The sequence below is a fragment of the Anaerostipes sp. 494a genome (genome assembly GCF_001940315.1).
In the GTDB taxonomy this organism is placed as follows: Bacteria; Bacillota; Clostridia; order Lachnospirales; family Lachnospiraceae; genus Anaerostipes; species Anaerostipes faecalis.
This window is the reverse complement of record NZ_MJIF01000001.1, coordinates 1,105,415-1,125,924: the sequence shown is the minus strand read 5'-3', so window position 1 is coordinate 1,125,924 and position 20,510 is coordinate 1,105,415. Positions and strand designations below refer to the sequence as shown.

The following is a 20,510-nucleotide window of genomic DNA, read 5'->3' as shown; positions in this document are numbered from 1 at the left end:
GCAGAAATGAGTATTTTAGATTTAACTGCCGTGGAATTAGGCAAAAAGATTAAAGATAAAGAGATTACGGTTGTAGAAGCAACCAAGGCTGTACTGGAACAGATCAAAACCGTGGATGCGGATGTGCATGGTTATGTTTCATACGACGAAGAAAGTGCTTTGAAAAGAGCCGAAGAAGTTCAGAAAGGAATCGACGATGGAACCTATACAGGTCCGTTAGCCGGTGTTCCTATGGCAATCAAAGACAATATCTGTACAAAAGGTTATAAGACTACCTGTAGTTCAAAAATCCTGGAAAATTTTGTACCGACTTACTCTGCACAGGCTATAGAGAATCTGATCAAAGAAGGTGTGGTATTCCTTGGAAAGACAAATATGGATGAATTTGCCATGGGAAGTACTACTGAGACATCAGCTTATGGTGTAACAAAGAATCCATGGGATCTAAATAAGGTACCTGGTGGATCTTCAGGAGGATCTGCTGCCGCAGTTGCAGCTAATGAATGTTTTATGGCACTTGGATCTGATACAGGTGGATCTATTCGTCAGCCATCTTCCTATTGTGGTGTTACAGGAATGAAACCAACATACGGAACAGTTTCCCGTTATGGATTGATTGCATATGGTTCTTCTCTGGATCAGATTGGACCGATTGCGAAAGATGTAACAGACTGTGCTACATTACTGGAAGCTATTGCATCTCATGATCCAAAAGACTCAACTTCTGTAAAACTGGATGAATATGATTTTACATCTGCACTGGTAGACGATGTAAAAGGAATGAAGATTGGTATTCCAAAGGACTATTTTGGAGAAGGACTGGATCCTGAAGTGAAAGATGCTGTATTGGCAGCAGCTAAAAAATTAGAAGAAAAAGGTGCCATTGTTGAAGAATTTGACCTTGGACTGGTAGAATATGCAATTCCGGCCTACTATGTTATTGCATCAGCAGAGGCAAGTTCCAACCTTTCACGTTTCGACGGAGTAAAATACGGATATCGCGCCAAAGATTATGAAGGACTTCATAATATGTATAAAAAGACCCGTTCCGAAGGATTTGGACCAGAAGTAAAACGCCGTATTATGCTGGGATCCTTTGTATTAAGCTCAGGATATTACGATGCATATTACCTGAAAGCCTTAAGAACAAAAGCTTTGATCAAAAAAGAATTTGATAAGGCCTTTGCAAAATATGATGTTATTTTAGGACCGGTAGCACCAACAACTGCTCCACAGCTTGGAGACAGCTTAAGTGATCCGATCAAGATGTATTTAGGAGATATTTATACAATTTCTGTCAATCTGGCAGGTCTTCCTGGAATGTCTCTTCCATGTGGAAAAGACAGTAATGGAATGCCAATCGGACTTCAGATTATCGGAGACTGTTTTAAGGAGAAAAATGTAATTCGTGCAGCCTATGCATTTGAACAGACCAGAGAATACGAGGCTCCGGCAATTGCAAAAGGAGGTGCCAGATAATGAGTAAACAATATGAGACAGTCATTGGACTGGAAGTCCATGTGGAATTAGCAACAAAAACAAAGATTTTCTGTGGATGCAGTACAGAGTTCGGTGGTGCACCAAATACCCATACATGTCCGGTATGTACCGGAATGCCAGGTTCACTTCCGGTTTTAAACAAGCAGGTTGTAGAATATGCTACAGCAGTAGGACTGGCTACCAACTGTGATATTACCCAGAATTGTAAATTTGACCGTAAAAACTATTTTTATCCTGATAATCCGCAGAACTATCAGATTTCTCAGTTATATCTTCCAATCTGCAGAAATGGTAAAGTTGAGATTGAAGTGGATGGAGTGAAAAAGGATGTCCGTATTCATGAAATCCATATGGAAGAAGATGCAGGAAAACTGATTCATGATCCATGGACAGGAGATTCTTTAGTAGACTTTAACCGTTCTGGTGTGCCATTGATCGAAATCGTGTCTGAACCGGATATGCGCAGTGCAGATGAGGTTATCGCTTATCTTGAAAAATTACGTCTGATCATTCAGTATCTTGGTGCGTCTGACTGTAAGCTCCAGGAAGGATCCATGAGAGCGGATGTTAACCTTTCTGTTCGTGAAGCCGGTACCGAGGAATTTGGAACACGTACGGAAATGAAGAACTTAAACTCCTTTAAGGCAATCAGCAGAGCCATTGAAGGGGAAATGAACCGACAGATTGATCTGATTGAATCCGGGGAGCAGGTTGTTCAGGAAACCAGACGATGGGATGATACGAAAGGGTCATCATATGCTATGCGTTCCAAAGAAGATGCACAGGATTATCGTTATTTCCCAGATCCAGATCTGGTTCCTGTGGAAATCAGTGATGAATGGATTGCACAGATCAAAGCGGCGCAGCCTGAATTCCGTGATGAAAAGAAAGTTCGATACAAAGAAGAGTATGATCTTCCTGATTATGATATTGATATTATTACAGGTTCAAAACATCTTGCGGATCTGTTTGAAGCAACCATTGCATTGGGATCAGATCCAAAAGAGGTTTCCAACTGGTTAATGGGTGAGACAATGCGTCTTGTCAATGAATCAGAAATGGATATTGATGATGTGGCATTTGCACCGGAAAATCTTGCAAAACTCATTGAAATGATCAAGAAGAGTGAAATCAATCGAAAAGTTGGAAAAGATGTTTTTGAAAAGATTTTCAAAGAAAATATAGATCCGGCTGCCTATGTAGAAGAACATGGATTAAAATCCATGAATGACGAAGGTGCACTTCGCAAGACAATTGAAGAAATTGTCGCAAACAATCCAAAATCTGTAGAAGATTATAAGGCAGGAAAGAAAAAAGCTATCGGATTCCTGGTAGGACAGACAATGAAAGCAACACAAGGAAAAGCAGATCCTGGAATCGTAAATAAAATTTTAAATGAGATATTAGCATCAATTTAAAAAGAAAAGAGGAATTATGAAACAATATAAAGGTGTTGTGTTTTTTGATTATGATGGAACAACTGTTGATGAAGTAGACAGAATTAAGACAGCAACTCCAAAAACAGTTGAATCCCTGAAGAAACTTGACGAAAACGGATATTTAACAATGTTATGTTCAGGACGTACAAAACGGTTTCTGGAAGCTGATATTGATAAATTTCAGGGTGCAATTACCTGTAATGGAAGTTATACAGAAGTAGCAGGCGAAATCATCCGTGATATATTTATTCCAGATGAATTGCTGTTTAAAGTAATTGATGAATATTTCCCAAGAGATACGATTATTCAGATGGATACACAGGATGTAACTTATTATCTTCATAATGATGCAGAATTCTTTTCTTATTTCTGTCGACTATTCAATCTTCCGGACAGATGGTATGCTCCATGGAAATATAGAAAAAAAGAACATCATATTACAAAACTGGTAATGAACTATAAGACTCAGGATGTGTTTGAAGACTTTAAAAAGGAATTTGTTAATGACTTTGAATGTGCAAAACATGTAAGAGAGAATTTCTTTGACATCACATTAAAAGGTGTCACAAAGGGAGATGCAGTTACAGAACTGATCAATAAGCTGGGTATTGATAAGAAAGACAGCTATGCATTTGGAGATGCAGATAATGATGTGGAAATGATGCAGGCAGTTGGAACAGGAATTGCAATGGGTCGTCATAGTGATGCTGTTGGTGAAGTGGCATCTATGGTAACAGGAACTGTAAAAGAAGAAGGAATAACACAGGCCTTGGAAAAATTAGGATTAATTTAAATGAGTAATATTATTTTTGATGTGGATGATACATTGTATGATCTGATGGAACCCTTTGAACATGCTCATAAAGAAATTTTTCAAAAGGATACAGATGCAGATTGTGAGGAACTGTTTAAAGCTTCCCGAATATATAGTGATGAAGCTTTTTATATGGTCAGAAAAGGAAAGCTGCCTAAGGAAGATGAATTTGCCTATAGAATTATCAAAACCTATGCAGATGCAGGACTTCAGGTAGAAAAGCAGAAAGCAAAACAGTTTGAAGAGAGATATCGTTATTATCAGGATCATATACATGTGCCGGAAAAGATCACAAAGATACTTGATTATTGTGTGAAAAATCAGGTGACTACAGGAGTTCTTACCAATGGAACTGTTGCAAACCAGGGTAAAAAAATAAAAAAGCTTGGATTGAATCAATGGTTTCAGGAAGAGACTATGTTTATATCAGATGGTATTGGATATACCAAGCCGGATGAAAGAGCATTTAAGGCTGTCCAGAAAGCTATGAAGCTTGATGAACAAGATACATGGTTTATCGGGGATACTTTTGAGGTAGATGTGGTTGGAGCAAAAAAAGCTGGATGGCATGTGATATGGTTTAATCACAGAAGGCGTCCTATGCCGGATGGGGAAATTGTTCCTGATATTGAAGTAAATACAGAGGAAGATTTGCTTGAGACAATCAAAGGAATAATAGAATAAAACTGGTTATTTTTGCTGCTATTAATCAGTTCTAAAGACAAACTGAAAAGATTTTTTTGAAATTTAACAGAACCATTGTATAGATTTAAAGATCACACGGTATGATAATGACAAAAGGAGAGTGATTGCAATGAATACAATGGTTCAATTTGATATACGTACATCTATGGGAATCCAAAAACACAAAACACCGTTACGAAACAGAGTTTTATTATTTATTACAAAATCCGCAGATGCAGGAGCTATCTGGATTTTCATCGGACTATGTATGCTGGGGATTTCACATTTACGAAGTTCCGGAATTCTTTTTCTGGAAGTATTAATTATCACAGCTATTGTAAATAATCTGGTTATAAAATCACTGGTTATGAGAAAACGTCCATGTGATATATTCAAACATGTGCCATTGCTGATTAAGCGACCATGTGGATCATCTTTTCCTTCCGGTCATACCGCAGTTGCTTTTGCATGTGCAGTTACTTTGTGTGTAATCTGTCTGCCTGTGGGAATCCTGGCATTGATATGGGCAGCACTGATTGGATTTACCAGAGTTTATTTTTTCGTACATTTTCTGACGGATGTGTTATGTGGAGCAATCTCAGGAATTATCTTATCAACTCTCAGCATCTGGCTGTTATCTATGCTATAAAATACAATATATTATAATAAGTCGCCCTGATGCAGATTATTTACTTTCAGCTGATGGGCGATTTCGTTTAATACTTTTCTTTTATGAAGGCTCCATTTGGGAGCAATCAGCAGGTCTTTAGGACCATCACCGGTGAGACGGTGAATGACCATATCTTTTCTTAGATTTACAATACATTTTAAAACAAGTTGTACATATTCATCCATTTCAAAAATATGAAATGGTTCTTTATTATAAAAATCTGCCAAATCCGTATATTTCAGTACATGAAGCATGGAAAGTTTAATACCGTGAACCGGTAATTTATTTAAGTATCGTACGGAATCAAGCATCATATCATCTGTTTCACCAGGAAGTCCAAGAATCAAATGCACAACAGTAAGGATCTTTCGCTTTGCAAGATCAAAAACAGCCTGTTCAAAGCAGGACAAAGGATATCCTCTTCGAATAAAATCGGCAGTCTTTTCGTGAATCGTCTGAAGCCCAAGTTCCACAAAAACCGGTTTTTTCCGATTCAATTCCTCCAATAGATCAAGAACCTTCGGAGGCAGACAATCCGGACGTGTGCCTATGGCAAGAGCAACAATCCGTTCATCATCAATGGCCTCTGTAAAAAGCTTCCTAAGCTTATCAATAGGACCATAGGTGTTGGTAAAAGCCTGAAAATAAGCAATATAGCCAGAGATTTCAGCTTTTTTAGACAAAAGAGAGATGCCCTGTGTAATCTGCTCATGGACAGACAGGGAGGCATCAGATGCAAAATCTCCGGAGCCGCCTTGGCTGCAGAAAATACAGCCATTGGTACCAAGAGTACCATCCCGATTAGGACAGGTAAAACCTCCATCCAGCGAAACTTTATAAATTTTCTCACCAAAGGTATTTTTTAAAAAACTATCAAAAGAATAGTACCGTTTTCCATGCCAATTCATAAATCAAACCTCAATATATAACATAAAAGTAAATGATAAGATTTTCCTAAAGTAATATAAGGTTAACACAAAGCATCCGATGACCGCAATGGGACTTGTGGGATTTGTCACAAAAATATCCTCAAAAGTATTGAATATATTCCAATAAATTGATATCATATAAAATATATAGAAACTAATATAAATATCTTGAACGAAAATGTAAAATATTGTAAACTGTATATATCTGATAACACTTTCTGAAATCACATCTATTTTTTTCATACGGCAGATCCGCCGGATTTTCAGAAATACCAACAGGATATATACATGGCATCCTCTTTTTCTCATGTCCTGGATATATCCAGACAACAAAAGGAGGAACAAATGGGAGAAAAAGACAAGATAGAAAAGCTTTTTCTGGATTATGAAGATGTTTTTGCCGATATCATCAATGTCCTGCTCTATAACGGCAGGCAAGTAATAAAACCGGAAGAACTGGTACAAGCCAATGTGATATCCCATTACAAAGCAGACGATTCCATTATCCATGAACAAGAAAGAGATATCGCAAAATTCTGGGTCCGGGATCAAATCCGCCATGCACTTCTGGGGATAGAAAACCAGACGACCACAGATAACGATATCGCATTAAGGGTCATGGGATACGATGGAGCATCCTACCGCGGACAGCTCCTATCAGAACATAAGGAGCCACCATATCCGGTCTGTACCCTGGTACTATATTTCGGAGGACATCACTGGAAAAACAGCCGGTCACTAAAAGAACGGATATGTGCCAACGACCAATTAAAAAACCAGTGGAATGATTATCCGGTCAGGATATTTGAGATATCATTTCTGGAAGAAGAACAGGTGAAGATGTTCCAAAGTGATTTTGGAATCGTAGCAGACTATTTTGTAAAACGCAAAAAAGGCATCGACTATGAAGGAAACCAACAGGAGATCAAACATGTAGATGCCATGATGAAATTCATGGCAGTATTTGCAGGAGACCAGGAGTTTTTAAAACTCAATTTTCCAAAAGGAGGAAAAGTAACTATGTGCGAAGTTGTACAAAAGATCAAAGAAAAAGGAAGGATAGAAGGAAGGGTTGAAGGAGAATCCATAGGAATCATAAAGGGCAAATTGGAAGGAAGACGTGATGATATACTAGGACTACTGGCTGATACCGGACAGGTACCTGAATATCTAAATCGTATCATCATGAAGGAAACAGACCAAAAGAAACTAAAACAATGGCTATTTACCGCTGCCCGTTCAAGTTCCATAGAAGAATTTGAAAGAAACATACAGTAATCCGATACACAACCAATTTCTTCTCTACAAAATCATCTAAAAAAATTGAAGGAGAAATCCAATATACAACCGGTTTCTTATTCTACAAAAAGTCATTTTAAAATAATCTGAAGGAGAAATCCAATACACTACAGGTTTCTTATTCAACAAAAATCATCTTAAAATAAGGAGAAACCCAGTACACTACAGGTTTCTCACTCTACAAAAATCAGCTTACCCTGATGAAACATCTGGACTGAGCAAAGCGAGGGAAGCGTTTCGGAATGGGTACGATGATTTTACATCATGAAAGAAACAGACCAAAACAAACTAAAACAATGGCTATTTACCGCTGCCCGTTCAAGTTCCATAGAAGAATTCGAAAGAAACATAGAGTAATCCGACACACAATCGGTTTCTCCTCTACAAAATCATCTAAAAAAATTGAAGGAGAAATCCAATACACAACCGATTTCTTGTTCTACAAAAAAGTCATTTTAAAATAATCCGAAGGAGAAACCCGATACACAACCGATTTCTCACTCTACAAAAAGTCATCTTAAAATAATCCGAAGAAGAAATCCAATACACTACAGGTTTCTTGTTCTACAAAAATCATCTTACCCTGACGAAACATCTGGACTGAGCAAAGCGAGGGAAGCGTTTCGGAACGGGTACGATGATTTTTACTGTGATTCGGAACGGGTACGATGATTTTTACTGTATGGGTACGATGATTTTTCTTTTGTGACATGTTATAATAAATACATCTATTATCTTATATCAAAGGTCAGCCAGTGATAATGGCTTTCAGCGGCTTAGAACTAATGAACACTAACCGTTGGTATAACGGAAGTAGCCTGGTAAATAAGGCTTTATCAGAAGCCTGTTTAAAAAATTCTCGTCATTTGAATGATGAGAGGTTCAAGAATGGAGGAAATATATGAGTACAATTCAGCTGACAAATCAGTCTATAACTGTAACCCTAAAGTCTTTAGGTGCAGAAATAATTTCCATAAAGGATTCTGCCGGTACTGAATATTTATGGCAGGGTAACCCTGATTACTGGAGCGGACAGGCACCGGTTTTATTTCCGATTATTGGGTGTTTAAGAAACGGGAAGGCAACTGTTTCCGGAGATAAGACCTGTTCTTTTGGACGACATGGAATAGCAAGAAAAAAAGAATTCGCTTTACTTTCCAGTACAGATACAAAGGCTGTCTTTTCTTTAAGGGCAGATGAGGAAACTAAGGAGCAGTATCCTTTTGACTTTGAATTACAGATGATTTATGAGCTGGAAGGTTCCGGTGTGAAAATTACTCATAAAGTAATCAATCACGATTCTGTTGTGATGCCATACTGTGTTGGCGGTCATCCTGCTTTTAATTGTCCAATCTCAGAGGGAGAATCTTTTGAAGACTATGTTGTGGAATTTGAATATCCGGAGACAGCTCACTGTGCCAAATTAAATGAGGATGCATTGATTGATAATGGTAATCGTGTAACAGTACTGGAGGATTCTGCACTACTTCCTGTAAAGCATTCATTATTCTATGAGGATGCATTGATTTTTGATCAGTTAAAATCCAGAAAAGCTTCTTTAAAGCACAAAGATCAGAACAAAGGAATCTGTGTTACCTTCCCAGATTTTGATTATCTCGGGGTATGGTCCAGTGCCAATGATGGTCCATTTGTAGCCATTGAACCATGGAGCGGAACATCCACATGTACAGATGAAGATGATATTTTTGAACATAAACGTGGAATTCGTACATTAGAGCCTGAAGCAGATGAAGCTTTAAGTTTTACAATTGATATTTTATAAAAGGAAGTTACTGATGAAAAAAACATTATATATATCGGATCTGGATGGAACGTTGCTTGGCAGTAATGAATTCTTATCACCTTTTGCTGTGGATACTATCAATCAGTTAATCCATGAAGGAGCAATCATCAGTATTGCGACAGCAAGAAATCTTACATCAGCCACACCGCGAATTAAAGATCTGAATTTCCAGATTCCTATTATTTTAAATAATGGTGTTGCCATGTATAACTGGCAGACAAGGCATTATACTTATGTGGCAGAGCTTGCTGCCTCTGATATTGATATTATGGGGCAGATTCTAAGGGAAGAAAAATGTACCGGGTATATGTATGCGTTAAACAATGAGGAAATCTGCATGTTCCATAATCCTCTTTATACTCCGGAAGATCAGGCATATTTTAATAAACGCCGTTCCAGATATGAGGGACGTATCATAGACATGCCACAGTTTTCTGCACCTGATTCTCAATATACACCTTTTTATTGTGTAGTTTTTGGATTGGAAGAAAAAGTCAAGAGGGTGCAGGCACGTATTAACTCTACTGCTGAAAACATATATGGTGTTTTAAATAAAAATGTATATGCAGATGATTATTTTCTTGACGTATTTAATTCCAGTGTTTCCAAAGCGTCTACGATTAAAATGCTGGCAGATCAGTTAGATGTGGACGAAATAGTTGCTTTTGGGGACAATTATAACGATCTGGAAATGCTCCAGGCAGCAGATCGAAGCTATGTTCCAGCCAATGCTCTTCCAGAGATCATGGAATATGCAGACGGTATTTTGGAAAGCTGTGAGAATGATGGTGTGCCTAAGTTCATTTTTGAAGACTTTCACAAGAATTTTTAGTTTTTTAAGAACAGTTTATAATTACTTTAGAATTGTTTATAGGCAATATATTGTATCAGGGGAGGATTCTGATATACTAAAAATATAATTTTTCATATAATTTTTTTAATCCTCTCTTTTCATGGAAGAATCGTTTCGTATCCAACAGCTGCGAAGCGGTTCTTTTTTTGTTGCATAGGAAGTTGATAGCGGACTTGTCCGCTTTATTTTTTTGTTAATTTATAAAGAATATTGTTGAATTTAAGAATATATTCTTATTTATGTAAAAACTATGTAAATTGATTTTTATTTAGTACATAGTAGAATTTTTTTTCGTAAAAATAGTAAAATAGCGGATAATAGCAACAAAATATACAAGGGGGATTAGAATATGAATTCGAAGAGAAAGAAAGTTATAAATGGAATTTTGATTGCTCTTATTGCTGTTCTCTGTATCGTTATCGTTAAGGTTCTTTTCTTTACAAAAGATGACAAAGCTGCAGAGATGAAAGAAGAGCAGTTAAAAAGTGAGATGACAACAGAAGCACATGAGGAATTAACAGAAGGGACAGAGACTTTTGCAATTTTTGGAGTGGATTCCAGATCAAAACAGCTGGGAAAGGGGACACGATCTGATTCTCTGATGATTGCAAATGTAAATCATGAGACTAAGGAAATTAAAGTGGCATCTGTATTTCGTGACTGCTATGTGGATATTAAAGGACATGGACTGGATAAGATTACCCATGCTCATTCTTTTGGCGGACCGGAACTGGCAATGGATACATTAAACCGCAATTTTGATTTAAATATCGATAAATATATTACAGTAAATTTTGGAAATGTAGCGGAAGTGATTGATGACCTTGGAGGGATCCAGCTGGATATTACTGATTCCGAGGTGAAATATATTAACGGTTATATAGATGAGATCAATAAAGTTGATAAGACGGATTCTCCACATATCACAGAAGCAGGAACCCAGAAGGTAGATGGAACCCAGGCGGTTGCCTATTCCAGAATCCGATATACTGCCGGAGGAGATTATAAACGTGCAGAACGTCAGCGTACAGTACTGATGAAGGTGTTTGAAACAGCGAAGCAGAAGGATCCTATGAAATTGATTGATATTGTCAATACCATGATGGATAAGATCAGTACAAATTACTCATCAGGTGAAGTTACGGATATTCTGGCTTACCTGGCAAAATATAATATGAAAGAGAGCAAGGGATTCCCAACAAAATTGTGGGGAGGAAAAATCGGCGGAGTATGGTATGGAGTTCCGGTTACTTTGGAAAGCAATGTAAAAGAACTGCACAAATACTTATTTAACGATAAAGATTATAAACCTTCTTCTCAGGTACAGGAAATCAGTGATCGAATCAGTCAGGTAGCCTCTACACCAAATGAAGAATTAGAATAAATTGAAGATATATATTTAATATATTGTGTGAGAAAAAGAACGTGAAAAAAATGGAAAACAATGTTAGAATCTGCAGTATAAAAACAATATGATAGTAATTATACAAATGATTGTAAGAGGCAGTATGGAAAAAGGGGATTAAAATGGGTTTAAAGCGTTCACAACTTCAGAATTTAATCATATTTGCCGGAGATATGATGGGAATAACCATAGGATATTTTCTGATGACTTATATAAGACTTTCTTTTAAAGTACATCAGTATTGGGTGTTTGATGTAAATATCTATCATCGCTGGCTTATTATGGTATTTGGATTGGCTTTGATTTATATATTGTTTTATCCGAATCTGGATTTTTTTAAACGGACATTGAAAGAAGAGCTGATCTGCAATGTGAAAACCAACTTACTGGCAGGAACATTTGTGGCAACCATTGCTTACTTAATGAAAGATGCAGATGATTATTCCAGATTTATTTATCTGACAACTCTGGCGTTTAGTTTCTTTTGGATGCTGATTGTACATCGTGGTTATCGCAAATATGTTTTGAAGAATAGAAAGAACACCAGTATGGCAAGAAAAATGCTGATTATCACGACAGCAGACAGGGCAGAAAAAGTGGTTCAGAGGGTAATTGAAGAGAAGGCATGGGATATCTGGGTTACAGGTGTTATTATTACAGACAAAAATATGATAGGAGAGTATGTGCTGGGAATCCCTGTTGTGGCAGATTATCGTACCATGTATCTGTATGTAACGAGATCTGTGTTGGATGAAGTATTTATCCACGTTCCAACATCAGAAATATCTCCAATGGATATGATAATTCAAAATGTTGAGGATATGGGAATCAAGGTCAATATGAACATTGACCTGTTTGATATGAATATTAATATTTCCAAGGCTTTGGATAAAGTCGGAGGATATTATGCAGTGACTTTCACAGGAAAAGAAATGTCTTTGAGAATGCTGATTGCCAAAAGAGTACTGGATATCTTGGGAGGCCTGGTAGGTCTGTTTATTACAGGTATTGCGACGTTGATTGTAGGACCATTGATTAAACTGGAGTCTCCTGGACCAATCTTCTTTTCACAGAAACGTGTGGGAAGGAATGGAAGAATTTTCAAGATCTATAAATTCCGGTCTATGTATGTGGATGCAGAAGAGCGGAAAAAGGAACTGATGAAGCAGAATGAGATGAATGGTCTTATGTTTAAGATGAAAGATGATCCGAGAATTACGAAAATCGGTAAATTTATTCGAAAGACCAGTATTGATGAGCTGCCTCAGTTCTGGAATGTGTTAAAAGGAGATATGAGTCTGGTGGGAACCAGACCGCCAACAGTGGACGAGTTTGAGCAATATGACGGATATCATAAAAAACGTCTCAGTATGACACCGGGACTGACCGGAGTATGGCAGGTTAGCGGACGCAGTGATATTACAGATTTTGAAGAAATCGTAAATATGGATGTAGATTACATAGATAACTGGAGTTTAAAGAGAGATATTGAGATATTGTTTAAGACGGTACAAGTGGTGTTAAGTAATGAGAGTGGAGCAAGGTAAAAAGAAAATTACATAAATTAGAATCTATTATACTATTTGATTATGAGAAGATATATAAATGTTTTCAAGGATTGATGATGAATCAAAAATAATGGAATAATCCTTGAAAATATCTGATAAGAAATTTGGAGAAGGAGACAATTACATCATATATATTTTGAATACTTTTTAAAAGGTGTCAATGGGAATTAAAAATGAGGAGTTTGGAAAAAGAAGTTCCAGAATACAGACAATATAGTAAAAATTCATTCAAAATGGCTAAAGATAAAAAGGTTATATTTTATAGTGACTAGATGTTTATGTTATAAACATTGATATCCAAAGAATATTACAATACAAATTAATTTATTAATGATGAGAAAAGTCTGACAGGTGGTTTGATAGAATTTATTAAGGGAAAATTGAGAGAAGAGGTTAATATTATGATAAAGAGAACAACATTATTAATCATGGCTGCCGGAATCGGTTCTCGTTTCGGTGGTGGAATCAAACAGTTGGAGCCGGTTGGCTTACATAATGAGATTATTATGGATTATTCTATTCATGATGCTATTGAAGCTGGTTTCAATAAGATAGTTTTTATTATCCGTAAGGATATTGAGGCTGATTTCCAGGAGATGATTGGAAACCGCATGGAAGCACTTTGTGAGAAGCTTGGTGTTGAAGTAGGATATGCATTTCAGGATCTCAATGATGTTCCAGAAGAAGTTACAGTTCCTGCAGATCGTAAGAAACCATGGGGAACAGGACAGGCTGTTTTAGCAGCAAAGGAATTGATTCATGAACCATTTATGGTTATCAATGCAGATGATTATTATGGAAAAGAAGCATTTACAAAGATCCATGAATTTCTTACACAGTATGATCCGGAAAAATCAACAGAGTTTTGTATGGCCGGTTTCATTTTGAAAAATACATTAAGTGATAACGGTGGTGTGACAAGAGGTATTTGCACAGTAGGTGAAGATGGATCTCTTACCGATGTCATTGAAACCAGTGATATTGAAAAAACTGCTAATGGTGCAGCAGTCAATGGAGTAGAGATTGATGCGGATTCTTATGTTTCCATGAATATGTGGGGACTGACACCGGAATTCCTTCCTGTACTGGAAAAAGGTTTTGTAGAATTTTTTAAAAAAGATCAGCCGGAAAACCCATTAAAAGCAGAATATCTCCTGCCGATTATTATTGGGCAACTGCTCCGTGAAAATAAAGTTTCTGTAAAGGTGCTGGAGACAGCAGATAAATGGTTTGGGGTTACATATAAAGAAGATAAGGAAGCCGTTGTACAGAGCTTTAAGAAGCTGATTGAACAGGGCGTTTACAAGGAAGAACTTTCAGTGATTTAAAATAAAAACGTGAAATTCCAATATTCAACGATGATAATCTGTGCTATAATACAATGATGTGTGCATTTTTGAATTAAAATAGGAAGAGGATACTATCATGGCGAATAATATAGAGCAGGAAATCGGACGGAGACGTACATTTGCGATTATCTCCCATCCCGATGCTGGTAAAACAACATTAACTGAGAAATTTCTCCTGTATGGAGGAGCTATTAATACGGCTGGTTCTGTAAAAGGAAAGGCAAACTCTAAGCATGCAGTTTCTGACTGGATGGAAATTGAAAAGGAAAGAGGTATTTCCGTTACTTCATCTGTGTTACAGTTTGAATATGAAGGAAAATGTATCAATATTCTGGATACACCGGGACATGAGGACTTTTCAGAGGATACCTATCGTACACTGATGGCTGCTGACTGTGCGGTCATGGTTATTGATGCTTCCAAAGGTGTAGAACCTCAGACTATTAAATTATTTAAAGTCTGTGTCATGCGTCATATCCCGATTTTTACATTTATCAATAAGATGGACCGTGAAGCCAAGGATTCTTTTGATTTGCTGGATGATATCGAAAAAGTCCTTGGAATTGAAACATGTCCGATTAACTGGCCGATCGGCTGTGGAAAAGAGTTTAAGGGTGTATATGAAAGAGCATCTGAAAATATTCTTCGTTTTGAAGCGGTTTCCACAGGTGGAGCCAAAGAGGCAAAAGAAACTATTATTTCTGCCAATGATGATCAGGCAAAAGAGCTCATTGGAGAAGATTTCTATGATACTTTAATGGATGAAATCGAATTGCTGGATGGGGCAGCAGCTGAACTTGATATGGAAAAAGTTCACAGAGGAGAATTGTCACCGGTATTTTTCGGTTCTGCTTTAACCAACTTTGGTGTAGAGCCGTTTTTGGAGCATTTCTTAAAGATGACTAATACACCATTACCTCGTTTGTCAAAAGGAGAATTGGTAGACCCGGCTCAGAATGGTTTTTCAGCCTTTGTATTTAAGATTCAGGCAAATATGAATAAGAATCATCGAGACAGAATTGCTTTTATGAGAATCTGTTCTGGAAAGTTTGAAGCCAACATGGAAGTGAAACATGTTCAGACAGGAAAGAAAATGCGTCTTTCCCAGCCTCAGCAGATTATGGCTCAGGAGCGTAAGATCGTTGAGGAAGCTTATGCAGGTGATATCATTGGGGTGTTTGACCCGGGAATCTTTTCTATTGGAGATACTGTATGTCTGCCAAAAGATGATTTTGAGTATGAAGGAATTCCAACCTTTGCACCAGAGCATTTTGCCCGTGTAATTCAGCTGGATTCCATGAAACGTAAACAGTTTGTAAAAGGTGTGGAACAGATTGCACAGGAAGGTGCTATTCAGATTTTCCAGGAACATGAAGCAGGATTTGCTGAAATTATTGTAGGTGTTGTTGGTACACTGCAGTTTGATGTACTGAAATACCGTCTGGAAAATGAATATAATTGTGAAATTCGTTTAGAGCCACTTCCATATCAGGCAATTCGCTGGATTAAAGATCGTAATACAGACATGAGTAAGCTTCGTGGAGTAGCGGAAGTTAAGAAAGTGAAAGATATGAGAGGCAATCCATTGCTGCTGTTTAAGAATGAATGGGGAATTCAGTTTGTTCTTGATCGTAACGAAGGATTGGAACTTGTGGAATTCAGTAAAGAGTAATGTAGAGGCATCCTGTTTAGGGTGCCTTTTGTTTGTAAAAGGAATGTTTATTTTATTGTACAATGCTTGTAGTATACTGAGAAATATGGTATCTTAAAGCAGAAACAAAAAATACTTAATTAAAGGATATAATGAAGAGAAATAGATCTTCACATTGATCATTTTGCATAAAGAAAGGTATTAGGTGAAGAGTATGGGAATCACAGATATACATACACATATTTTATATGGCGTAGATGATGGGGCAGAGTGTTTAGGTGATTCTATGAAATTAATAGGTGAAGAATGGGATCAGGGTGTTCGAAGGATTATTTTAACCCCTCATTACGGACCTAAGTTTGGCCGTCCGGATCGTAAGGTCCTTGAGGAACGGTTTCGTGAGATAGAAGAAGAAACAAAGAAATATTATCCGGATATGAAGCTGTATCTGGGTAGTGAATTATATTATCAGAAAGATACTATACAGGATCTGAAAGATGGAAAAGCTTTGACTATGGCTGGTACCAGATATGTCCTGACGGAATTTGGAGTTGGAGATTCTTATTCAAGGATTTTCAAGGCTGTACAGGATATGGTATATGCAGGCTTTTTACCGATCATAGCTCATGTGGAAAGATATGAAGCTATTTTTGGACATATGGACAGGGCTGAGGAATTGGTGAAGACGGGAGCTTATCTTCAGGTAAATACAGGAAGCTTTTTAGGCGGGCTTCTGGATAAAAGAGCTTCTTTTTGTAAGAAGCTTTTAAAAGAACAACTTGTCTGCTTTGTAGGCAGTGATTGTCATGATATGGGGAAACGTTGTCCTGATATGGAAAAAGGACTTGGTATTATCCGTAAGAAGTTTGGAGAATGCGAATTTGAGAATCATGCTGACAAAGTAGTTGGGGATAAATATATTTAAGGAGAAAAAATTTATATATGAACTGGAAAATGAGAATGATGAAATCGAGATTGATTTAAAGGAATTGTTTTTTGTATTAAAACAAAAAATTCTGGTGATTCTGCTGACAACAGTAGTGTTTGCGGGAATTATTGGTGAAATTACAAAATTCCTCATTACACCAAAGTATTCTTCTACAGCACAATTATATGTAGTGTCTAAATCAGGATTGTCACAGTTATCCGATCTCACCATGGGAAATCAGCTGACTTAGGACTACATGGTCATTGTTGAATCAAGACTCACCTGCGGTATTTTTATTAAGAAAGCAGGTGGAAGGACTACATGGTCATTGTTGAATCAAGACCTGTACTGGAAAAGGTAATCTCTAATCTTAAACTGGATCTGGATTATAAAGAACTGAAAGAGAAGATTTCCATTGAAAATCCTGCAGACACACGTATTATGCAGATTTCTGTAAGTGATGAAGATTCTGAAAAGGCAAAAGAGATGACACAGGAACTGGCAGAAGTTACTGCAAAGACAGTATCCAGAAAAATGGATGTGAAAGCGCCTACGATTATTGAGAATGCATATCTGGCAGATGAGCCGGATAGTCCGAATCTGTTGAAGAATGTCATCATTGGTGCATTGCTTGGATTTATTCTGGCATCAGCAGTTATTATTGTTCGTCATATGATGAATGATACCATCCGAAAAGAAGAAGATATTGAAAAATATCTGGGAATTAATACTCTTGCTAAATTGCCATTGGCAAAAGGGGAGAAAAAAAGAACAAAAAAGTTAGGAAGGCAAGGTAAGGGTCATGAAAAAAATTAAGATGCAGCTGCCTGATATCAGTGATTATCGAATGGCAGAAGGATTAAATCAGTTAAAAACAAATATTGCATTCTGTGGAGATGGAATCAAGTCAATTACGGTAACCAGTAGTGTACCTAATGAAGGGAAGAGTTTGATTATGTAATCGTAGATGCACCACCACTGGGGCTGGTAATTGATGCGGTTATCATTGGTCAATGCACGGATGGTGCAATTGTTGTTATTGAGCAGGGAGTCATTAAGCGTAAACTTGTTCAGGATGTCATCAAACAGTTGAAGAAAGGCAATGTGAATATTCTTGGCGCAGTGCTAAATAAAGTTGATGATCGCGTTAGTTCTTATGGTAACTATGAATATGGTTACTATGGGGATGATACAAAGAAAAAGAAACATAAGAGTAAATCAAAATAAAACCATTGACATTTATGGTATCAGTATGATATGATATCAGAAGTTGCGTGGAGCAATTATAACAAGAAAGAAGAGTATCCACTCTCACCTTAGCACGAAGGATTACAGTGACTTGGGTTAATATTTAAGAATATGATATGTTTTGATCATGCTTGAATTTATGTGGATAGTCTTGTAACTATCCACTTTTTTGTTTCATTGGATTTCTCGTGAAACAAAGGATTTTGTTCAGTTATTAAGAGCGAATTATTAATGGAGGTGTAGATTATTAGCGATTTAATGATTAACGGACAGATCAGAGATAAAGAAGTAAGACTGATCTCTAATGATGGCGAACAGCTTGGGATTATGTCCGCAAGGGAAGCACAGAAGTTAGCTGACGAGGCAGGGCTTGATTTGGTAAAGATTTCACCAAAGGCAAAACCACCGGTTTGTAAGATTATTGATTATGGTAAGTACAAATATGAACAGACTCGTAAAGAAAAGCTGGCTAAGAAGAAACAGAAAGTCATCGATATCAAAGAAGTTCGTATGTCACCAAATATTGACACCAACGACTTGAATACCAAGATTAATCATGCAAGAAAATTCCTTGCAAAAGGAGCACGAGTAAAAGTTACCCTTCGATTCAGAGGAAGAGAGCTTGCACATGTGAATTCCAGCAAAGTAATTCTGGATGATTTTGCAAAAGAGTTGGAAGATATCGCGACAATCGATAAGAAGCCGAAATTTGAAGGAAGAAGCATGACTATGTTTTTAGCTCCAAAGAACTAATGGAGCAATATTCGAATATGAGTAGATACAATAGGATTTAAGGAGGAAATCACCATGCCAAAAATGAAGACATGTAGAGCAGCTGCAAAAAGATTTAAAAAGACAGGAACAGGAAAATTAAAAAGAAATAAGGCATATAAGAGCCATATCTTAACAAAGAAATCTCCTAAGAGAAAGAGAAATTTAAGAAAAGCTGCAATGACAGATGCAACAAACGAAAAGAATATGAAGAAGATTTTACCATATCTGTAGATCGATTGTTTAAGGAGGAACGTAAGAAATGGCAAGAATTAAAGGCGGAATGAACGCAAAGAAAAAACATAACAGAGTATTAAAACTGGCTAAAGGATACAGAGGAGCCAGATCTAAACAGTATAGAGTAGCTAAACAGTCTGTAATGAGAGCTTTAACAAGTTCTTATGCAGGTAGAAAACAGAGAAAGCGTCAGTTCAGACAGTTATGGATTGCTCGTATCAACGCAGCAGCAAGAATGAACGGACTTTCTTACAGCAAATTTATGCATGGATTAAAATTAGCTGGTGTAGATATCAACAGAAAAATGTTATCTGAAATGGCTATCAGCGAACCAGCAGCATTTACAGCATTAGTAGAAGTTGCAAAAGAAAAATTAGCTTAATATTTTTATAAGCTTACGATAAAAACTGTCCACGATTGTGTGGGCAGTTTTTTGTTTTATAGAAACCTGCTTATGATATAAAAAACGATCTGCTGTGATATAATAAAAAGAAACAAAAAGGTTTCAGGAAGGAGATAATAATGAGTCAGGTATATGAGAAATTAAATCAATGTTATGACAGTATTCGTAAAAAGACAGATTTTATGCCGAAAGTTGCATTGATCTTAGGATCCGGTCTGGGTGATTTTGCGGAGACTATTCAGATTGAGGATACTGTGGATTATCATGAAATTGAAGGGTTTCCTGTGTCTACGGTACCAGGGCATAAAGGAAGATTTGTTTTTGGCTATGTGGAAGATGTGCCTGTTGTGGTTATGCAGGGAAGAGTTCATTACTACGAAGGATATTCCATGGATGATGTGGTACTTCCTGTTAGATTGATGAAAAAAATGGGAGCACAGGTTTTATTTTTGACCAATGCGGCAGGAGGAATTCATCCGGATTTTCGTGCCGGGGATTTTATGATGATTACCGATCACATATCCTGCTTTGTGCCGTCTCCTCTTATTGGACCAAATGATGACCGGTTAGGTGAAAGATTTCCGGATATGAGTGAGGTATATGATAAGCAGCTTCAGGATATTCTAAGAGAAGTATCAAAGGAGCTGGGAATCCCTCTTCGAGAAGGTGTTTATATACAGCTTACAGGCCCTAATTTTGAGACTCCAGCTGAAATTCGTATGTGCAGTGCCATGGGTGCGGATGCTGTAGGTATGAGTACAGTGTGTGAGGCTATAGCAGCCAATCATATGGGAATGAAAATCTGTGGAATCTCCTGTATCTCCAATCAGGCGGCAGGAATCAGTGGACAGCCGTTAAGTCATAAGGAAGTGCAGGAAATGGCAGATAAAGCAGCGCCAGAATTTAAACGGCTGATAACAAAATCAATAGAGAAAATTGGTGCAGGTCTTTTGTAGTA

The 20,510-nt window shown here is 37.2% G+C and carries 21 protein-coding genes; 20 read left to right on the top strand and 1 reads right to left on the bottom strand.

Annotated elements, in window-relative coordinates; all coding sequences use genetic code 11:
• Positions 1–6 precede the first annotated feature (6 nt).
• The 5 genes from gatA to BHF70_RS05650 all read left to right on the top strand — a co-directional run bounded on the left by gatA (position 7) and on the right by BHF70_RS05650 (position 5,086).
• Positions 7–1,479: an Asp-tRNA(Asn)/Glu-tRNA(Gln) amidotransferase subunit GatA gene (gene gatA / locus BHF70_RS05670; RefSeq protein ID WP_075759351.1), complete on the top strand. Its 1,473-nt coding sequence runs from the start codon at positions 7–9 to the stop codon at positions 1,477–1,479.
• Positions 1,479–2,918: an Asp-tRNA(Asn)/Glu-tRNA(Gln) amidotransferase subunit GatB gene (gene gatB / locus BHF70_RS05665; protein WP_075759350.1), complete on the top strand. Its 1,440-nt coding sequence runs from the start codon at positions 1,479–1,481 to the stop codon at positions 2,916–2,918. Before gatA ends, gatB begins: the two co-directional genes overlap by 1 nt.
• Positions 2,919–2,934: 16 nt before the next feature.
• Positions 2,935–3,732 carry a Cof-type HAD-IIB family hydrolase gene (locus BHF70_RS05660; RefSeq protein ID WP_075759349.1) on the top strand — a complete coding sequence of 266 codons (798 nt, stop codon included), beginning with the start codon at positions 2,935–2,937 and terminating at the stop codon, positions 3,730–3,732.
• Entirely contained in the window at positions 3,733–4,437 is a 705-nt protein-coding gene (locus BHF70_RS05655; protein ID WP_075759348.1) for an HAD family hydrolase, read from the top strand.
• Between the two features lie 130 nt (positions 4,438–4,567).
• Positions 4,568–5,086: a phosphatase PAP2 family protein gene (locus BHF70_RS05650; protein WP_083638319.1), complete on the top strand. Its 519-nt coding sequence runs from the start codon at positions 4,568–4,570 to the stop codon at positions 5,084–5,086.
• 11 nt (positions 5,087–5,097) lie between these two features.
• Here the strand turns inward: BHF70_RS05650 and BHF70_RS05645 are convergent, their stop codons facing one another.
• Positions 5,098–6,015, bottom strand: coding sequence for a TIGR01212 family radical SAM protein (locus tag BHF70_RS05645; RefSeq protein ID WP_075759347.1), 918 nt, complete (start codon positions 6,013–6,015; stop codon positions 5,098–5,100).
• Positions 6,016–6,381: 366 nt separating this feature from the next.
• Here BHF70_RS05645 and BHF70_RS05640 point away from each other — a divergent pair, with 366 nt between their 5' ends.
• From BHF70_RS05640 to BHF70_RS05575, 15 genes are all read left to right on the top strand, one after another.
• Positions 6,382–7,314: an Rpn family recombination-promoting nuclease/putative transposase gene (locus tag BHF70_RS05640; RefSeq protein WP_075759346.1), complete on the top strand. Its 933-nt coding sequence runs from the start codon at positions 6,382–6,384 to the stop codon at positions 7,312–7,314.
• A gap of 922 nt (positions 7,315–8,236) precedes the next feature.
• A complete protein-coding gene (locus tag BHF70_RS05635) occupies positions 8,237–9,118 on the top strand; it encodes an aldose 1-epimerase family protein (RefSeq protein WP_075759345.1) in 882 nt (293 codons plus the stop codon).
• Positions 9,119–9,131: 13 nt separating this feature from the next.
• Positions 9,132–9,971 (top strand): HAD family hydrolase, encoded by an 840-nt coding sequence (locus BHF70_RS05630; RefSeq protein ID WP_083638314.1) that lies wholly within the window; start codon positions 9,132–9,134, stop codon positions 9,969–9,971.
• 370 nt (positions 9,972–10,341) lie between these two features.
• Positions 10,342–11,376, top strand: a complete 1,035-nt coding sequence (locus BHF70_RS05625) for an LCP family protein (protein ID WP_075759344.1) — start codon at positions 10,342–10,344, stop codon at positions 11,374–11,376.
• Positions 11,377–11,519: 143 nt separating this feature from the next.
• Positions 11,520–12,944: a sugar transferase gene (locus BHF70_RS05620; protein WP_075759343.1), complete on the top strand. Its 1,425-nt coding sequence runs from the start codon at positions 11,520–11,522 to the stop codon at positions 12,942–12,944.
• Positions 12,945–13,366: 422 nt separating this feature from the next.
• The gene (locus BHF70_RS05615; RefSeq protein ID WP_192846099.1) at positions 13,367–14,293 is read left to right on the top strand and encodes a sugar phosphate nucleotidyltransferase; all 927 of its coding nucleotides are present in this window, start codon (positions 13,367–13,369) and stop codon (positions 14,291–14,293) included.
• 97 nt (positions 14,294–14,390) lie between these two features.
• The gene (locus BHF70_RS05610; RefSeq protein WP_075759342.1) at positions 14,391–15,986 is read left to right on the top strand and encodes a peptide chain release factor 3; all 1,596 of its coding nucleotides are present in this window, start codon (positions 14,391–14,393) and stop codon (positions 15,984–15,986) included.
• A gap of 193 nt (positions 15,987–16,179) precedes the next feature.
• Complete coding sequence (locus tag BHF70_RS05605; RefSeq protein ID WP_075759341.1) at positions 16,180–16,890, top strand: CpsB/CapC family capsule biosynthesis tyrosine phosphatase; 711 nt, start codon at positions 16,180–16,182, stop codon at positions 16,888–16,890.
• Positions 16,871–17,143 (top strand): Wzz/FepE/Etk N-terminal domain-containing protein, encoded by a 273-nt coding sequence (locus BHF70_RS12640; protein ID WP_242946320.1) that lies wholly within the window; start codon positions 16,871–16,873, stop codon positions 17,141–17,143. Before BHF70_RS05605 ends, BHF70_RS12640 begins: the two co-directional genes overlap by 20 nt.
• A gap of 71 nt (positions 17,144–17,214) precedes the next feature.
• Positions 17,215–17,709, top strand: a complete 495-nt coding sequence (locus BHF70_RS12635) for a YveK family protein (protein WP_242946319.1) — start codon at positions 17,215–17,217, stop codon at positions 17,707–17,709.
• Positions 17,696–17,854, top strand: a complete 159-nt coding sequence (locus BHF70_RS12630) for a hypothetical protein (protein ID WP_230973727.1) — start codon at positions 17,696–17,698, stop codon at positions 17,852–17,854. Before BHF70_RS12635 ends, BHF70_RS12630 begins: the two co-directional genes overlap by 14 nt.
• A gap of 545 nt (positions 17,855–18,399) precedes the next feature.
• Positions 18,400–18,894: a translation initiation factor IF-3 gene (gene infC / locus BHF70_RS05590; protein ID WP_075759340.1), complete on the top strand. Its 495-nt coding sequence runs from the start codon at positions 18,400–18,402 to the stop codon at positions 18,892–18,894.
• A gap of 54 nt (positions 18,895–18,948) precedes the next feature.
• Entirely contained in the window at positions 18,949–19,146 is a 198-nt protein-coding gene (gene rpmI / locus BHF70_RS05585) for a 50S ribosomal protein L35 (protein ID WP_008393260.1), read from the top strand.
• 28 nt (positions 19,147–19,174) lie between these two features.
• Complete coding sequence (gene rplT, locus BHF70_RS05580) at positions 19,175–19,531, top strand: 50S ribosomal protein L20 (protein ID WP_075759339.1); 357 nt, start codon at positions 19,175–19,177, stop codon at positions 19,529–19,531.
• Between the two features lie 140 nt (positions 19,532–19,671).
• On the top strand, positions 19,672–20,508 hold the full coding sequence (locus tag BHF70_RS05575; RefSeq protein ID WP_083638313.1) for a purine-nucleoside phosphorylase: 837 nt from the start codon (positions 19,672–19,674) through the stop codon (positions 20,506–20,508).
• The last annotated feature ends 2 nt before the right edge of the window (positions 20,509–20,510 follow it).

Coding starts and splice junctions, on each gene's coding strand:
- gatA (WP_075759351.1), top strand. CDS start 7: ATGAGTATTTTAGATTTAACTGCCGTGGAATTAGGCAAAAAGATTAAA.
- gatB (WP_075759350.1), top strand. CDS start 1,479: ATGAGTAAACAATATGAGACAGTCATTGGACTGGAAGTCCATGTGGAA.
- BHF70_RS05660 (WP_075759349.1), top strand. CDS start 2,935: ATGAAACAATATAAAGGTGTTGTGTTTTTTGATTATGATGGAACAACT.
- BHF70_RS05655 (WP_075759348.1), top strand. CDS start 3,733: ATGAGTAATATTATTTTTGATGTGGATGATACATTGTATGATCTGATG.
- BHF70_RS05650 (WP_083638319.1), top strand. CDS start 4,568: ATGAATACAATGGTTCAATTTGATATACGTACATCTATGGGAATCCAA.
- BHF70_RS05645 (WP_075759347.1), bottom strand. CDS start 6,015: ATGAATTGGCATGGAAAACGGTACTATTCTTTTGATAGTTTTTTAAAA.
- BHF70_RS05640 (WP_075759346.1), top strand. CDS start 6,382: ATGGGAGAAAAAGACAAGATAGAAAAGCTTTTTCTGGATTATGAAGAT.
- BHF70_RS05635 (WP_075759345.1), top strand. CDS start 8,237: ATGAGTACAATTCAGCTGACAAATCAGTCTATAACTGTAACCCTAAAG.
- BHF70_RS05630 (WP_083638314.1), top strand. CDS start 9,132: ATGAAAAAAACATTATATATATCGGATCTGGATGGAACGTTGCTTGGC.
- BHF70_RS05625 (WP_075759344.1), top strand. CDS start 10,342: ATGAATTCGAAGAGAAAGAAAGTTATAAATGGAATTTTGATTGCTCTT.
- BHF70_RS05620 (WP_075759343.1), top strand. CDS start 11,520: ATGGGTTTAAAGCGTTCACAACTTCAGAATTTAATCATATTTGCCGGA.
- BHF70_RS05615 (WP_192846099.1), top strand. CDS start 13,367: ATGATAAAGAGAACAACATTATTAATCATGGCTGCCGGAATCGGTTCT.
- BHF70_RS05610 (WP_075759342.1), top strand. CDS start 14,391: ATGGCGAATAATATAGAGCAGGAAATCGGACGGAGACGTACATTTGCG.
- BHF70_RS05605 (WP_075759341.1), top strand. CDS start 16,180: ATGGGAATCACAGATATACATACACATATTTTATATGGCGTAGATGAT.
- BHF70_RS12635 (WP_242946319.1), top strand. CDS start 17,215: ATGGTCATTGTTGAATCAAGACCTGTACTGGAAAAGGTAATCTCTAAT.
- BHF70_RS12630 (WP_230973727.1), top strand. CDS start 17,696: ATGAAAAAAATTAAGATGCAGCTGCCTGATATCAGTGATTATCGAATG.
- infC (WP_075759340.1), top strand. CDS start 18,400: ATGATTAACGGACAGATCAGAGATAAAGAAGTAAGACTGATCTCTAAT.
- rpmI (WP_008393260.1), top strand. CDS start 18,949: ATGCCAAAAATGAAGACATGTAGAGCAGCTGCAAAAAGATTTAAAAAG.
- rplT (WP_075759339.1), top strand. CDS start 19,175: ATGGCAAGAATTAAAGGCGGAATGAACGCAAAGAAAAAACATAACAGA.
- BHF70_RS05575 (WP_083638313.1), top strand. CDS start 19,672: ATGAGTCAGGTATATGAGAAATTAAATCAATGTTATGACAGTATTCGT.